Origin of the sequence: Streptomyces cinereospinus (assembly GCF_042430725.1) — a bacterium.
In the GTDB taxonomy this organism is placed as follows: domain Bacteria; phylum Actinomycetota; class Actinomycetes; order Streptomycetales; family Streptomycetaceae; genus Streptomyces; species Streptomyces cinereospinus.
On sequence record NZ_JBHMCY010000040.1, the window covers coordinates 14,145 to 28,219 of the forward strand.

Here is a 14,075-nt window from a genome sequence, read left to right on the forward strand (position 1 = left end):
GTGCGCGCCGGCGGTTACGGCAGCGCCAGCATCCGCTCCAGCGCCAGCTTCGCGAACGCCTCGGTCTCCGGGTCGACCTCGATGCGGTTGACCAGGTTGCCCTCGGCCAGCGACTCCAGGGCCCAGACCAGGTGGGGCAGGTCGATGCGGTTCATGGTCGAGCAGAAGCACACCGTGCGGTCCAGGAAGACGATCTCCTTGCCCTCCGGCGCGAAACGGTTCGCCAGGCGGCGGACCAGGTTCAGCTCGGTGCCGATGGCCCACTTCGAGCCGGCCGGCGCGGCCTCCAGCGCCTTGATGATGTACTCCGTCGAGCCGACGTGGTCGGCGGCGGCCACCACCTCGTGCCGGCACTCGGGGTGGACCAGCACGTTCACGCCCGGGATCCGCTCGCGCACGTCGTTGACCGAGTCGAGGCTGAACCGGCCGTGCACCGAGCAGTGGCCGCGCCACAGGATCATCTTCGCGGCCCGCAGCTCGTCGGTGGTCAGGCCGCCGTTCGGCTTGTGCGGGTTGTAGACGACGCAGTCGTCCAGCGACATGCCCATGTCCCGCACCGCGGTGTTGCGGCCGAGGTGCTGGTCGGGCAGGAAGAGCACCTTCTCGCCCTGCTCGAAGGCCCACTCCAGGGCCCGCTTGGCGTTGGAGGAGGTGCAGATGGTGCCGCCGTGCTTGCCGGTGAAGGCCTTGATGTCGGCGGAGGAGTTCATGTACGAGACGGGCACGACCTGCTCGGCGACGCCGGCCTCGGTGAGCACGTCCCAGCACTCGGCGACCTGCTCGGCCGTCGCCATGTCGGCCATCGAGCAGCCGGCGGCCAGGTCCGGCAGCACGACCTTCTGGTCGTCGGACGTCAGGATGTCCGCGGACTCGGCCATGAAGTGCACGCCGCAGAAGACGATGTACTCGGCCTCGGGGCGGGCGGCCGCGTCCCTGGCCAGCTTGAAGGAGTCGCCCGTGACGTCCGCGAACTGGATGACCTCGTCGCGCTGGTAGTGGTGGCCGAGCACGAAGACCTTGTCGCCCAGCTTCTCCTTGGCCGCGCGGGCGCGCTCGACCAGGTCCGGGTCGGACGGCGAGGGCAGGTCGCCGGGACACTCGACGCCGCGCTCGCTCCTCGGGTCGGCCTCGCGGCCGAGCAGCAGCAAAGCGAGGGGCGTCGGCTGTACGTCGAGCTCCTGGGTCTGGGCGGTGGTCACGGCACGCACCCTTTCTGTTCTGCGGCTCGCCGGTCCGGGGAGCCGGAACGGCGGGGCATACGGGACACCTTTCCGACTTCTCGTCGGATTGACGCTATCTATCATAACCGCTTCACGTCAGTTTGACGATGGCCATAGTGTCGATGTGACGTGAATCCCGGTGCCGCCCTGCCGGCCGGCGTCGTCCGGTTGTCCACACGGTGCTGTGCGCCCGCCGGGGCATGTGCGAGCATGAAGAGACGCCAACGAGACTCGACACGGGTCCGCCCCGGAATGAATCCGCGGCCCCGCCGGTTACCACCGTCGGCAAGCAGTCTCCGTACAACCCGGGAGAGATGTAGATGTCCGTATCGGACGAGACCAGCACCGTCACCGACGGCATCATCCTGACCGACGCCGCCGCGTCCAAGGTCAAGGCGCTGCTCGACCAGGAAGGCCGCGACGACCTCGCGCTGCGCGTCGCCGTCCAGCCCGGCGGCTGCTCCGGCCTGCGCTACCAGCTGTTCTTCGACGAGCGCTCGCTCGACGGCGACGTGGAGAAGGACTTCGGCGGGGTCAAGGTCGTCACCGACCGGATGAGCGCTCCCTATCTGGGCGGCGCGACCATCGACTTCGTGGACACCATCGAGAAGCAGGGCTTCACGATCGACAACCCGAACGCGACGGGCTCCTGCGCCTGCGGCGACTCCTTCAACTGAGCGTCGCGCCACACGGCGGAAGCGAAGGCGGGGGGCCCCCCCCCCGGGGGGCGCCGCCCCCCCCGAGGCCGCGGACGGCACGGCGGGCGACGGGGCGGGCGACCCGGCGGGCGGCGGTCCGTCGCTGGGCGTCGTCGCCGGGATCGCCGCGGTGGCGGCCCTGGGCGCGGCGGTGGGCTGGCAGGCCCGGCGGCGCCGGCATGACTGACCCCGCCGGCAGCGCCGTCCGGCGCCGGGGGCGGTCGTCCGTGCACCCCGCCGCCTGGTGGCTGTGGTCCCTCGGGCTGGGCGCCGCGGCCACCCGCACCACCAACCCCCTGCTGCTGGGCCTGCTGGTCGCGGTCTCCGCCTATGTCGTCATCGCCCGCCGCCCGCACACCCCCTGGGCCCGTTCCTACGGCGCCTTCGTCAAGCTCGGCCTCGCCGTCCTGCTCGTCCGGCTCCTCTTCGCCGTCGCCCTCGGCTCCCCCCTCCCCGGCACCCACACCCTGCTCACCCTTCCCGAAGTCCCGCTGCCGGACTGGGCCCAGGGCATCCGCCTGGGCGGCGAGGTCACCGCCGAGACCCTCGTCTTCGCCCTCTACGACGGCCTGAAGCTGGCCGCGCTGCTGATCTGCGTGGGCTCGGCCAACGCCCTGGCCGCCCCCACCCGTCTGCTCAAGTCGCTGCCCGGCGCCCTGTACGAGATGGGCGTGGCCGTGGTGGTGGCCCTCACCTTCGCCCCGCACCTCGTCGCCGACGGCCGGCGGCTGCGTGCCGCCCGCCGGCTGCGCGGCCGCCCGGACCGGGGCCTGAGGGGCCTGCTCCAGGTGGGCCTGCCCGTCCTGGAGGGCGCGCTGGAACGGTCCGTCGCCCTCGCCGCCGCCATGGACGCCCGCGGCTACGGCCGCACCGCCCGGGTCCCGCCCGCGGTCCGCCGGACGACCGCCGCGCTCACCCTCGCCGGCCTGCTCGGCGTCTGCGCCGGGACGTACGGCCTGCTCACCGCGGAGGGCGGGAGCTACGGCCTGCCGGTCCTGGCCGCCGGGCTCGCCGCCGCGCTGGCCGGGCTCCGGCTGGGCGGCCGCCGCACGCCCCGCACCCGCTACCGCCCCGACACCTGGAACGCCCGTTCCTGTCTGGTCGCCGCGTCGGGCGCCGCGGTCGCCGCGCTGCTGGCGCGGGCCGCCGGCACCGACCCGGCGGCCCTGCACCCGGGCGTGATCCCGCTGGTCGCGCCGATCCTGCCGCTGTGGCCCGCGGCGGCCGTACTCCTCGGCCTGCTCCCGGCGTTCGTCACCCCCGCACCCGAGCCGGCCGAGGCGCCCGGGACAGCCGGCCCCGGACGAGCCGCCCCCCGCGAGCCCGCTCGCGCCGCACCCGCCCGCGAGACACCCGCCCGCGAACAGACCGAGGTGAAGCCCTCATGATCCGCTTCGAGGACGTGTCCGTGACCTACGACGGGGCGGCCCGGCCGACCCTTCGGGGCGTCGACTTCGAGGTCCCCGAGGGGGAACTCGTCCTGCTCGTCGGCCCGTCCGGCGTCGGCAAGTCCACGCTGCTCGGCGCGGTCAGCGGTCTCGTCCCGCACTTCACCGGCGGCACCCTGCGCGGCCGGGTCACGGTCGCCGGCCGCGACACCCGCACCCACCGGCCGCGCGAACTGGCCGACGTGGTGGGCACGGTCGGCCAGGACCCCCTCTCGCACTTCGTCACGGACACCGTCGAGGACGAACTCGCCTACGGCATGGAGTCGCTGGGCCTGGCGCCGGACGTGATGCGCCGCCGGGTCGAGGAGACCCTGGACCTGCTCGGGCTGGCCGCTCTGCGCCACCGCCCGATCGCCACCCTCTCCGGCGGCCAGCAGCAGCGCGTGGCGATCGGCTCGGTCCTCACCCCGCACCCCGGCGTGCTGGTCCTGGACGAACCGACCTCCGCCCTGGACCCGGCCGCCGCCGAGGAGGTGCTCGCCGTCCTGCAACGCCTCGTGCACGACCTCGGTACGACCGTGCTGATGGCCGAGCACCGGCTGGAACGGGTCGTGCAGTACGCCGACCGGGTGGTGCTCCTCCCGGCGCCGGGAGCGGCACCGCTGCTGGGCGCCCCGGCCGAGATGATGGCCGTCTCGCCGGTGTGCCCGCCGGTCGTGGACCTGGGCCGGCTGGCGGGCTGGACGCCCCTGCCGCTGACGGTCCGCGACGCCCGGCGGCGCGCGGCGGACCTGCGGGGACGACTGGCGGAGCGGGAGGCGGACGCGGCTCGGCGGCGCGCGGAGCCGGGCGGCCGGCCGGCCCCGGCCCGCGGCGGCCACCCGTCCCCGCCCGCCGAGTCGGCGGCGGGCGGGGACCGCCGCTGGTTCCGGCGCACCCGCCGCCCCGCCCCGCACTCCCCCCGCACGGCGGAGGTCCGGGACCTGTCCGTCACCCGTGGCCGCGTCCGGGCCCTGTGCCACGTCGGCCTCACCGTCTCCCCCGGCGAGACCGTCGCCCTGATGGGCCGCAACGGCGCCGGGAAGTCCACGCTGCTCGGCACCCTGGTCGGCCTCGTCGCCCCGTCCGCCGGCGCGGTGCGCGTCGGCGGGGCCGCACCGCACCGCACGCCGCCTCCCGAGCTGGTACGCCGGGTCGGTCTCGTGCCGCAGGAGCCGCGCGACCTGCTGTACGCCGACACGGTCGCCGCCGAGTGCGCGGCCGCCGACGCCGACGCGGGCGCCGCGCCCGGGACGTGCCGGGCGCTGGTCGCCGAACTGCTCCCCGGCATCCACGACGCCACGCATCCCCGGGACCTGTCCGAGGGGCAGCGCCTGACCCTGGCGCTGGCGGTGGTCCTCACCGCCCGCCCGCCGCTGCTGCTCCTGGACGAGCCGACCCGGGGGCTGGACTACGCGGCGAAGTCGCGCCTGGTCACGCTGCTGCGGGAGCTGGCCGGCCAGGGGCACGCGATCGTCCTCGCCACGCACGACGTGGAACTCGCCGCCGAGCTGGCGCACCGGGTGGTCCTGCTGGCCGAGGGCGAGGTGATCGCCGACGGTCCGACGGCGGACGTGGTCGTCTCCTCCCCGTCCTTCGCCCCGCAGGTGACCAAGATCCTCGCCCCCCAGCGGTGGCTCACGGTCGCCCAGGTCCGCAAGGCCCTGTCGTGACGGGCGCCGGACGCGGCCGCGCCCCCCGCACCGCGCGGGCCCGCCCCGTCCGCCTCGGCCCCCGTTCGCTCGCCGCCCTCGCCCTGACCGGCGCGGTCGGCGCGGCGGCCTTCTTCTGGCCGTTCCTCGCCCCGCCCACCTCGCGGATCGCCGCGCACGCCCAGGACGCCCCGTGGCTCTTCGCGGGCCTGCTCGTCCTGCTCCTGGCGGTGGTGGCGGCGACGATCTCCGAGTCCGGGCTGGGCCCGAAGGCCGTGGCCATGCTCGGTGTGCTGGCCGCGACGGGCGCGGCGCTGCGCCCGATCGGCGCCGGGACGGCGGGCATCGAGCCGATGTTCTTCCTCATGGTGCTGAGCGGGCGGGTGCTGGGGCCGGGCTTCGGCTTCGTGCTCGGCGGGCTCACCATGTTCGCGTCGGCGCTGCTGACGGGCGGGGTGGGCCCGTGGCTGCCGTTCCAGATGCTGGCGATGGGCTGGTTCACGATGACGGCGGGCCTGCTGCCGGGCCCCGACCGGCTGCGCGGCCGCGCCGAACTGCTCCTGCTGGCCGGCTACGGCTTCCTCGCGGCGTTCGCCTACGGCACGGTCATGAACCTCGCGGGCTGGCCCTTCATGGGCGCCCTGGCCTCGAACATCGCCTTCGACCCGGACGCGCCGGTCCCCGCCAACCTGGCGCGCTTCGCGGCGTACTGCCTGGCCACCTCCCTCGGCTGGGACCTGGGCCGCGCGCTCGTCACGGTCGTCCTCACCGCCACCCTCGGCCCGGCGGTCCTCAAGGCCCTGCGCCGCGCCACCCGCCGCGCCGCCTTCGAGACGCCGGTCACGTTCGACCCGCCCACCCGGTCATCCCAGGGTGAGGACTCGCGTGCGGACGGTGACCCGGGCGGTGAAGCACCCCACATGACGCAGGTCACCTACGAACCGCGGCCGTAGCCCGGCGCGCGTGTCATGCACCCGGCATCATGGGGTCTGACCTGCACATTGAGAGCCAGGTCACACAGGTCGCCACCACCCCGGATGCGACCACCACTAGTAGAAGGGGTCATTGCGGGCACTTCGCCCGGCTGCTTCTCTGGATGACGTCGCACGGCGCCGACGAGCCCACAGGGCCGCGGCGCCGACGCACGCCGCCGCCGCGCACCGCGTGGCCGACTCCGTGCCGCGGCACCCCCGTCCCCGAGGAAAAGGTTCGCCTGTGTCCGTCTCCGTCATCCGCCGCGTCGCTGCCCCGAAGAAGGCCCTCACCGGCATCGCCCTCGTCGCCGCCACCGCGGGCATGGCGCTCTCCGCCGCCCCGGCCCACGCCGCCTCGACCGCGTCCCCCGCCCAGGCCAAGGTGATCGCGAAGAAGATGATCCCGGACGCCGCCCAGTTCACCGCGTTCAGCAAGATCGTCCAGCACGAGAGCGGCTGGGACGTCGACGCCACCAACGCCTCCTCCGGCGCCTACGGCCTGGTGCAGGCCCTGCCGGGCAACAAGATGGCCGCCGCCGGCTCCGACTGGAAGACCAACGCCCAGACCCAGATCGAGTGGGGCCTGGACTACATGAAGTCGCGCTACGGCAGCCCGGTCGGCGCCTGGAACTTCTGGCAGGCCAACGGCTGGTACTGAGCCGGCACCGGACGACCAGTCCCCCCAAGCGGCGGCGGCCCTCGATCCCCGGGGCCGCCGCTTCGGCGTGTCCCGCGACGGGACCCCTCACAGGCTCCGCTTCTCGGGCCAGGCGTCCACCTGGTCGTGGACGGCCCACATCAGTTTGCCGAGGGCCGCGTCGGTGTTCTTGGCGGCGTCGGCCCGGTCGTCGGTCTGCGTCCTGCGGGTGTTGGCCAGGGCCGCCCAGCAGAAGCCGTGCCGGGTGCGCGCCAGGACGGACGTGCTGCCCGGCAGGGTCCCGTTGTGCCACCACGTCCCGGTGGCCGGATGGACCGACCAGCCTTTCGCGTAGCCGTACGCGTCCTTGGCGGTGGACGGTGTCGTCATGGTGCCGACCGACGCGGCGCTCAGCAGGTCGGGCCGCGCGGCGAAGCCGTCCACGCGCGTGACGAACCGCATCAGGTCGACGGCGGTGGCCAGCCAGCCCCCTTCGGCGTCCTTGCGCGCGATCGGGAAGCCGTACGGGTCCTCCTTGTCCTGGTCGTAGTACACGGCCTCGCCGGGGCGCCGGTCCTGGCGGGTGTTCCCGGCGATCCGCATCCCGGTGATCCCGCACGGGGCCAGCACGTCCTGGCCGACGTACTCCTCGTACGGCCGGCCGGTGACCCTCTCGATGACCCGCCCCAGGACGACGTAACCGAAGTTGGAGTAGGCGAACTCGGCGCCCGGGGCGGCCCCCGCGGCGTTGTTCAGGGGGCGGTTGTCCAGCACCCAGGAGATGAGCTGCGCCTGGTTCAGCTCCGGGCGCTGGTACACCGGGTCGGGGGCCTTGTTGCTCCAGCCGGGTCCGGCCGTGTGCTCCAGCAGGTGCTGGACGGTGATGCCGTCCACGCCGCTCCCGTAGGGCTGCGTGCCGAAGGTCGTGCCCAGGATCCCGCGCGCTCCGAACACGGTGTCCGTCAGGTTCAGCCGCCGTTCCTCGGCCAGCCGCAGGACGGCGGTGGAGGTGATCGTCTTGGAGACGCTGGCGATCCGGAAGAGGCTGTCGGCCGTGACCTTCTCCCCGGCGTCCCGGTCCGCCAGCCCGAAGCCCCGCGCGTACACCAGGCCGCCGTCGTGGGCGAACGCCACGGAGAGGCCGGGCACGGCGAACTCGGTCATGAACGCGTCCACCAGGTGCGGGACCATGGTGTCGGGCTCGGTCCGCCGCCACACCGGGCAGAACCCGGGGGTCGCGTTCCGGCCGCCCCCGTAGTCGGCCGTGAAACCGCCCACGGAGAGGGGCCGGTAGGTCCGCCCCTGGTGCTCCACCTCGTGCTGGTACATGCGGGAGTCGATGCCGTGGCGGGCGTAGAAGGCGTACGGCACGGACTTGTCCAGGGCCGCGGTGAAGTACGCCGTCTGCCCCGAGCCGCCGGGCAGGAAGCCGCTGACCCGGGCGGGCCGGTAGTCCTGCTTCAGGACCGTCTGGAAGTCCCGCTGGTAGTACTCGCGCACCCGCGGCGGTATCCACCCCCAGCGGCGCCCGTCGACCAGTTCCCAGACCATGGCGAACACGGTGCCGCGGAAGTCCTGGCCGGGATAGGCGCTGATGTCCACGAGCCGGTAGCCCTTCGCCTCCCGCTCGTTGACCACGGCCCGGAGTTCGGACTGCGGGACGTCGTGCCGTGACCACCAGTACGGCTCGGTGTGCTTCTCCGACCACCACCTGGGCCCGGTTCCCGGCCCGCCGTCCCAGATCGCCGCGAAGAACACGTTCCCGGCGATGTTGTAGCCGTTGAGCCGGACGAGCTGGAACGCTCCCTTGCGCTCGTCGAACACCTTGGTGTAGTCGGCGAGGGGGATGGCGTGCAGCGAGAACTGCTCCGGCCCCGCCCGCTGTTGCCAGACGGCGGCGAAGCGGGCCTGGTCGCCGACCTGGTACCCGCAGACGTCCAGCAGCCGGTAGTTCTCCTTCGTGAGCCGCCGGAACTCCTCCTGGTACTGCGCGTCGGTCAGGTTGTGCCGGGCGACCCACGGCTGGATGAGGGGGGCGCGCGAGACGGCACCGGTGGCGCCGGGCAGCCCCGCCGCCGGCGGGGCGGAGAGCGCGTGCGGGGGAACGGTGAGCGCCGCGGTCACGCCCAGCGACCGGGCGAGGAAGTCGCGGCGCGTCGGCTTGGACGGTCCAGGCATGGTCTTTCCCTCTGGACACTGCGGACGCCTTGCGCTTCCAGTGTGCGCGCCGGGGCGGCGTTTCTCCTGTCGAGGAGGTCGCGCCGCCGCCGGCACGATCACTCGGCGGCCGCGGCCCCCGTCCAGGAGACGAACGCCGCGAAGGGAGCGGGCTCGAAGGTGAGGACGGGGCCGGTGGGGGTCTTGGAGTCGCGGACCGCGACGGTGGCGCAAGGGGATTCGGCGATCTCCAAGCAATTCCCGCCCTGGTCACCGCTGTACGTCGACTTGCGCCACGTCAGACCGACGGGCGCGCACTCGACACATTGGCCGCCCTGGTCGCCGCTGTACGTCGACTTGCGCCACGTCAGACCGACGGGGGCGCACTCGACGCACTCGCCGCCCTGATCACCGCTGTAGCTGGACTTACGCCAACTGGCTACCGTCGGAACCGCGTTGCTCGCCATAGCGTTCCTCCATCACGCGCCGGATCAGCTCCGCCGAGTCCCTGAGGGAGAGAGCGGCGGCCTGGAGGTGATCGTAACGGAGCGAGCAGTCCTTGACGGTGTCCGGATTGGCGGTCGGATGCCCGCTGCCGTACCCCTCGGTGTAGACGATGGTCGGGTCGCTCGGAAAGCGGTAGAGGTCAAACGAGCCCTGAAGTCCTGCGTGTGCGCCGGCTGAGTACGGCAACATCTGGATGTTCACCCGGGGGTTGTGCTCGAATGACAACAGGTGGGCCAGTTGCTCACGCATGGTCGTGGGCCCACCGATCTGCTGGTGCAGCACGGCCTCGCTGATGATCAACCAGAAGACCGGCGGCTCGGCCTTCTCGAAGATGCGCTGGCGGGCGAGTCGTACGGCGGTGCGGTCATCGAGGTCACTTTGGTCCAGCACACCGAGCACAGCACGTGCGTACCCCGTGGCCTGAAGCAGGCCGTGGACGAGGTTAATTTCGAAGCAGCTAATCTCCGTCGCCCGCGCCTGCAATTCCGCGGTTTGCTGGAACCAATGCGGAAGTTGACTGCGCAACACCAACTCGATCAGCCGCGACAGCAGACCGCCCGTCCCCAGCGCGGCGTCCACCCGTTCGCTGAACGCGTGCGTCGGCAGTTTCCGCGCGGTCTCGATCTGGCCCACCAGCGAACCGGTGTAGTTGATGATGTCGCCGAGCTGTCGCTGGGTCAGGCCGGCGGCCTCCCGCGCTCTGCGCAGCTCGTAGCCGTAGTAGTCCAGCGGCGAGGCGCCCGGGTCGAGGGCGTTGATGTGGGTCACGCACGGTCCCCTCTCACGCAACTCCGCCCACCAGGGGACGTGTTGTGTCCGATCTGTTGCCCAGAGTAGTCACGCCTGGCCAGCCTCGTGGCGTGAACGAATACTTTGCCCCGGCCTACCTGGCCCCGTGCCCCGTCCAGTACCGCATGCGTCTGGCCGTGGGCGAGCACTCGGCCCGGCACGTCCGCCGTATCGTCCGCTCGTTGCTGGCGGAGTGGGGGATGACGGACCTGACCGACGCGGTGGAACTGGGCGTGACGGAGCTGGTCGCCAACGTCGTACGCCATGTCCCGGACCGGCACTGCACGGTGCTGCTGCTGCGGCTGAGGACGGGCGCCCGGGTGGAGGTGACGGACGGTTCGCCCCGGCTCCCCGCGCCCCCCGCCGCCCCGTCGCCGGACGCGGAGGGCGGCCGCGGGCTGCTGCTGCTCGACGCGGTGGCGGACAAGTGGGGCGTGGAGCCGTGCGCGGGCGGCGGCAAGACGGTCTGGTTCGAGTGCGAGACGGCGCCCGCTCCATGACGTCCGTGGTCAATGACGGGAACCCGGCCGGCCCGCCCGGCCGGAGCACACGGTCACCCGGCGACCCCGCTCTTCCCCGCCCCGGAAGGCGTCGTCGCGGCGGTGTGCTCCGGCTCGCGTTCCGCACCGGCCGCCACCGCCGTCACCGTCCGCGCCCGCGGTCCCTGGAACACGTACGCCAGCCCGAAGCCCGCGCCCACCACCAGCGCGCCGCCCGCGGCGTCCAGCACCCAGTGGTTGCCGGTCACCACGATCGCCGTCACCGTCAGGGCCGGGTGCAGCAGGCCGAGCGCCTTCGTCCACGTCCTGGGCGCGACGATCGCGATCACCACGCCGCACCACAGGGACCAGCCGAAGTGCAGCGAGGGCATCGCCGCGTACTGGTTGGTGAGGGCGGTCAGGGTGCCGTAGTCCGGCCGGGAGAAGTCCTGGACGCCGTGGACCGTGTCGATGATGCCGAGGCCGGGCATCAGGCGCGGCGGGGCGAGCGGGTAGGCCCAGAAGCCGATCAGGGCCAGCAGGGTGGTCAGGCCCAGCGTGGAGCGGGCCCAGCGGTAGTCGACCGGGCGGCGCCAGTACAGGACGGCGAGGACGGTCAGCGGGACGGTGAAGTGGAACGAGGTGTAGTAGAAGTCGAAGAACTGGCGGAGCCGGCCGACCTGCACGACGGCGTGGTTGAGCGTGTGCTCGACGTCGAGGTGGAGCACCCGCTCCAGGGCGAGGATCTGCTCGCCGTGCGCCTCGGCCCGCTCCCGGCCGCCGGTGGCCGCCAGCCGGACCTTCGAGTACGCGGCGTACGCCACGCGGATGAGCAGCAGCTCCAGCAGCAGGTTCGGGCGGTCCAGGACCCGGCGCAGGAAGGGCAGCAGCGGTATGTGCCGCCCGCGGGCCGGGACCGGCGGGGCGTACCGCGTGGGGACGGGCGTGCGGTAGTGCGGAGAGGTGCGGGACAGGAACGGCACGGCGGTGGCGGCGGCCACGGCGGCGAGGAGGACGACGTTGTCCCGCAGCGGGTGCAGCGCGGGCACGTCCGGCAGCAGCATCTTCGCCGGGAGCGTCATCACGAGCACCACCGTCACCGGCCACACCGGGCGGTCCGCGGCGCGCCGGCCGACCCGGCCGGTCACCGCGAGCAGCACCCACAGCAGCTGGTGCTGCCAGGCCGTCGGGGAGACGGCGACGGCGGCGCAGCCGGTGACGGCGACGGCGAGCAGCAGCTGGCCGTCGCGGGCGTAGCGCACGGCCCGGCGCAGGCCCAGCACGGCGACGACCGCGCCCAGGGCCAGGAAGAGGGCGATCTCCAGCGGGCCGGACAGGCCCAGCCGCAGCAGCGCGCCGTGCAGGGACTGGTTGGCGAGGTCGTCGGCACGGCCGCCGAGGCCGACGCCGGCCAGGTGGTGCACCCAGTAGGTGCGGGAGTCGCGCGGCATCGCGAGCCAGGCCAGCGCCGTGCAGCCGGCGAAGGTCGCGGCCAGGGACGCGGCGGCGGGCCGGCGGCCGGTGAACCACAGCAGCGGGGCGAAGAGCAGCACCGTCGGCTGGAGGGCGGCGGCGAGCCCGATCAGCGCGCCGCCTGCCCGCCGGCCGCGCACGGCGAAGCAGCCGAGCAGGACCAGCAGCACCGGGCTGACGCTGGTCTGGCCCAGCCAGAACGCGTTGCGCACCGGCAGCGACAGCATCAGCAGGCAGACCGCGGCGGGCGCGGCGACCAGGGACGTGCGGCGGCTGACGGGGGGCGGCAGGGCGCGGGCGGCGACCAGGCCGAGCACGACGACCAGCAGCAGCGTGCCGAAGGTCCAGCCCCAGCCGAGCGCCTGTTCGGCGGCGTGGGTGAGGGGCTTGAGGACCAGGCCGCCGAAGGGGGTGCCGGTGAAGCGGGTGGAGTCGTAGAGCGACCCCTCGACGTGCAGGACGCCGCCGGGGCCGACCCAGGTCTCCAGGTCCGTCAGCCGCTCGCCGCGGGGGGTGCCGAGGACGACGGCGGCCTGCCGCGCCCCCAGGACCGCGGCGACCAGCCACAGGCCCAGGAGCGCGGCGCGCAGCCGCGCCCCGGCCACCGCCCCGAAGACTCCCACCGGTCTTCCGCCGTGTTCCGCATTCGCCACGCCTCGTCGGCCTCCCGCCCCATCCACTCGCGCACCCCTGTGGGGTCGCACGCCCCCGAGGAGGACGCAGGCTACCCCCGCTTCACCTGACATCCGCTCTGCTTTCGTCCGCACGACGATAGTGGGCGGGGGTCGGGTTGCCTCGGCCGGGCCGCGGGACAGATCACAGGCGGGCGGGAAAGCGGTGCGCGAACACGCGCCGACGGGCCGGAAGAGTCACGGTGCCGGGAATCCGGGTGAGGGGACTGACCGCCCTCTTCGGCCGGCTCGTCCGCCGGCAGCCGCTCTGCGGATGTGCCAGCGGATGAGTGCCGGGCTGCCTACGTCGTCCGCGGGCCGGCCCCGTGTCGGTGGGGGAGACGGCCGGCCGCGTCAGACACGTCGCCCCGGCGCCTTCAGGTGGGCGATGAGTGAGGTGTGCCGCGGCGTCCAGTCCAGGAGCCGTCGGGTCTTGTCCGACGAGACGTCCTGGTCGAGGGTGTACAGGCCGGCGACGGGACCCATGTCGGCGAGCGCCTCCTCCAGCGGCCACGAGGTCGCGGTTCCGCCGCCGAGTGCCCGGGCGACGTCGTCGAGGCGGACCGTTTCGCTCATCCCGTGCCAGACCGTGCCCGGCTCGGCGCGTTCGACCACCGCGACGTACAGCTCCGCCAGGTCCGCCACGTGCACGACCGGCCAGCGCACCCCCGGTTCGCCGATGTACACGCCGGTACCGCGTTCGGCCGCCTTGGCCGCCAGCAGGCGGGGCACGCTGCCGCCGCCCTCGCCGTAGGCCATGCCCGGACGGATCACCCGGCCGCCCGCCGTGCGGACCCGGCGTTCGACCTCGGCCCGCCAGGCGACGACGGGGTGCGGGTCGGGCTCGCTGTCCTCGTCCGTGGTACCGCTGCCGAGCACGCCGGCGCCGGTGGTGCAGACGAGTGGCCCGCCGGCGGTGACCAGTGCGTCGACCCCGGCCAGGTCGAGGGACTCGCCCAGCGGCGGCCCGGCGTGCACGACCCGGTCGAATCCCGTGGCGGCCCGCTGCAACGAGGCCGGGTCGGTCAGGTCGCCCGGCACGGGACGGTGGTCGGTGGCACGCCGGTCGCCCGCACGTTGCAGTACGGACACCTCGTGCCCGGCCTTGGCCAGGGCGGCGGCGGCCGCCGAGCCGATGAAGCCGGTGGCTCCGATGACCAGGACGTTCATGCGATCTCCTTCGTGACGCCGCCGATGGCGGACTCTCCATGGATGAGTGGACGTGGGCAGGGGGATGGTGGCGTGGCTGCGGACGGCTCCCGGCGGCCCGGGCGCCCGGCCGCGGGGGTCCGCGGTGGCGCACATCGCCCGTCCGTACGGCGTCGGGAGCGCGTGGTCGACGGGGTGGGGCCGCGGGTCCCCCGCGGGGCGTGGCGGAGCGGCCGGGCTGC

Annotated in this window: 13 protein-coding genes; 7 read left to right on the forward strand and 6 right to left on the reverse strand. The window is 73.8% G+C overall.

What is annotated here, in order from left to right:
• Window positions 1-14: 14 nt before the first annotated feature.
• Entirely contained in the window at window positions 15-1,199 is a 1,185-nt protein-coding gene (nadA, locus tag ACFF45_RS20950) for a quinolinate synthase NadA (RefSeq protein ID WP_381347952.1), read from the reverse strand.
• Between the two features lie 341 nt (window positions 1,200-1,540).
• Here nadA and ACFF45_RS20955 point away from each other — a divergent pair, with 341 nt between their 5' ends.
• The 6 genes from ACFF45_RS20955 (at window position 1,541) to ACFF45_RS20980 (ending at window position 6,629) form a co-directional block, all read left to right on the forward strand.
• Entirely contained in the window at window positions 1,541-1,897 is a 357-nt protein-coding gene (locus tag ACFF45_RS20955) for a HesB/IscA family protein (RefSeq protein ID WP_381347953.1), read from the forward strand.
• A gap of 151 nt (window positions 1,898-2,048) precedes the next feature.
• Window positions 2,049-2,105 (forward strand): hypothetical protein, encoded by a 57-nt coding sequence (locus ACFF45_RS20960; RefSeq protein WP_381347995.1) that lies wholly within the window; start codon window positions 2,049-2,051, stop codon window positions 2,103-2,105.
• Window positions 2,098-3,306, forward strand: a complete 1,209-nt coding sequence (locus tag ACFF45_RS20965) for an energy-coupling factor transporter transmembrane component T (RefSeq protein WP_381347954.1) — start codon at window positions 2,098-2,100, stop codon at window positions 3,304-3,306. Before ACFF45_RS20960 ends, ACFF45_RS20965 begins: the two co-directional genes overlap by 8 nt.
• Window positions 3,303-5,018 (forward strand): ABC transporter ATP-binding protein, encoded by a 1,716-nt coding sequence (locus tag ACFF45_RS20970; protein WP_381347955.1) that lies wholly within the window; start codon window positions 3,303-3,305, stop codon window positions 5,016-5,018. The genes ACFF45_RS20965 and ACFF45_RS20970 overlap by 4 nt, the downstream gene beginning before the upstream one ends.
• Entirely contained in the window at window positions 5,015-5,950 is a 936-nt protein-coding gene (locus ACFF45_RS20975; RefSeq protein ID WP_381347956.1) for an ECF transporter S component, read from the forward strand. The genes ACFF45_RS20970 and ACFF45_RS20975 overlap by 4 nt, the downstream gene beginning before the upstream one ends.
• Window positions 5,951-6,212: 262 nt before the next feature.
• Window positions 6,213-6,629, forward strand: a complete 417-nt coding sequence (locus ACFF45_RS20980) for an aggregation-promoting factor C-terminal-like domain-containing protein (RefSeq protein ID WP_381347957.1) — start codon at window positions 6,213-6,215, stop codon at window positions 6,627-6,629.
• 87 nt (window positions 6,630-6,716) lie between these two features.
• On the opposite strand, the gene ACFF45_RS20985 is transcribed toward ACFF45_RS20980, so the two are convergent.
• From ACFF45_RS20985 to ACFF45_RS20995, 3 genes are all read right to left on the reverse strand, one after another.
• Entirely contained in the window at window positions 6,717-8,786 is a 2,070-nt protein-coding gene (locus ACFF45_RS20985; RefSeq protein ID WP_381347958.1) for a serine hydrolase, read from the reverse strand.
• A gap of 98 nt (window positions 8,787-8,884) precedes the next feature.
• The gene (locus ACFF45_RS20990) at window positions 8,885-9,232 is read right to left on the reverse strand and encodes a DUF397 domain-containing protein (protein WP_381347959.1); all 348 of its coding nucleotides are present in this window, start codon (window positions 9,230-9,232) and stop codon (window positions 8,885-8,887) included.
• Window positions 9,192-10,040 carry a helix-turn-helix domain-containing protein gene (locus ACFF45_RS20995; RefSeq protein WP_381347960.1) on the reverse strand — a complete coding sequence of 283 codons (849 nt, stop codon included), beginning with the start codon at window positions 10,038-10,040 and terminating at the stop codon, window positions 9,192-9,194. The genes ACFF45_RS20990 and ACFF45_RS20995 overlap by 41 nt, the downstream gene beginning before the upstream one ends.
• A gap of 92 nt (window positions 10,041-10,132) precedes the next feature.
• On the opposite strand from ACFF45_RS20995, the gene ACFF45_RS21000 reads away from it, so the two are divergent.
• Window positions 10,133-10,561: an ATP-binding protein gene (locus ACFF45_RS21000; RefSeq protein ID WP_381347961.1), complete on the forward strand. Its 429-nt coding sequence runs from the start codon at window positions 10,133-10,135 to the stop codon at window positions 10,559-10,561.
• A gap of 53 nt (window positions 10,562-10,614) precedes the next feature.
• Here the strand turns inward: ACFF45_RS21000 and ACFF45_RS21005 are convergent, their stop codons facing one another.
• Both ACFF45_RS21005 and ACFF45_RS21010 read right to left on the reverse strand, forming a co-directional pair.
• The gene (locus ACFF45_RS21005; protein WP_381347962.1) at window positions 10,615-12,666 is read right to left on the reverse strand and encodes a bifunctional glycosyltransferase 87/phosphatase PAP2 family protein; all 2,052 of its coding nucleotides are present in this window, start codon (window positions 12,664-12,666) and stop codon (window positions 10,615-10,617) included.
• Window positions 12,667-13,038: 372 nt separating this feature from the next.
• Complete coding sequence (locus ACFF45_RS21010) at window positions 13,039-13,854, reverse strand: NAD-dependent epimerase/dehydratase family protein (RefSeq protein ID WP_381347963.1); 816 nt, start codon at window positions 13,852-13,854, stop codon at window positions 13,039-13,041.
• Window positions 13,855-14,075: the final 221 nt, after the last annotated feature.

Bases quoted from the DNA above. Each gene is read 5' to 3' on its own strand.
- ACFF45_RS20955 (WP_381347953.1), top strand. From the start codon at position 1,541: ATGTCCGTATCGGACGAGACCAGCACCGTCACCGACGGCATCATCCTG.
- ACFF45_RS20965 (WP_381347954.1), top strand. From the start codon at position 2,098: ATGACTGACCCCGCCGGCAGCGCCGTCCGGCGCCGGGGGCGGTCGTCC.
- ACFF45_RS20970 (WP_381347955.1), top strand. From the start codon at position 3,303: ATGATCCGCTTCGAGGACGTGTCCGTGACCTACGACGGGGCGGCCCGG.
- ACFF45_RS20985 (WP_381347958.1), bottom strand. From the start codon at position 8,786: ATGCCTGGACCGTCCAAGCCGACGCGCCGCGACTTCCTCGCCCGGTCG.
- ACFF45_RS20990 (WP_381347959.1), bottom strand. From the start codon at position 9,232: ATGGCGAGCAACGCGGTTCCGACGGTAGCCAGTTGGCGTAAGTCCAGC.
- ACFF45_RS21010 (WP_381347963.1), bottom strand. From the start codon at position 13,854: ATGAACGTCCTGGTCATCGGAGCCACCGGCTTCATCGGCTCGGCGGCC.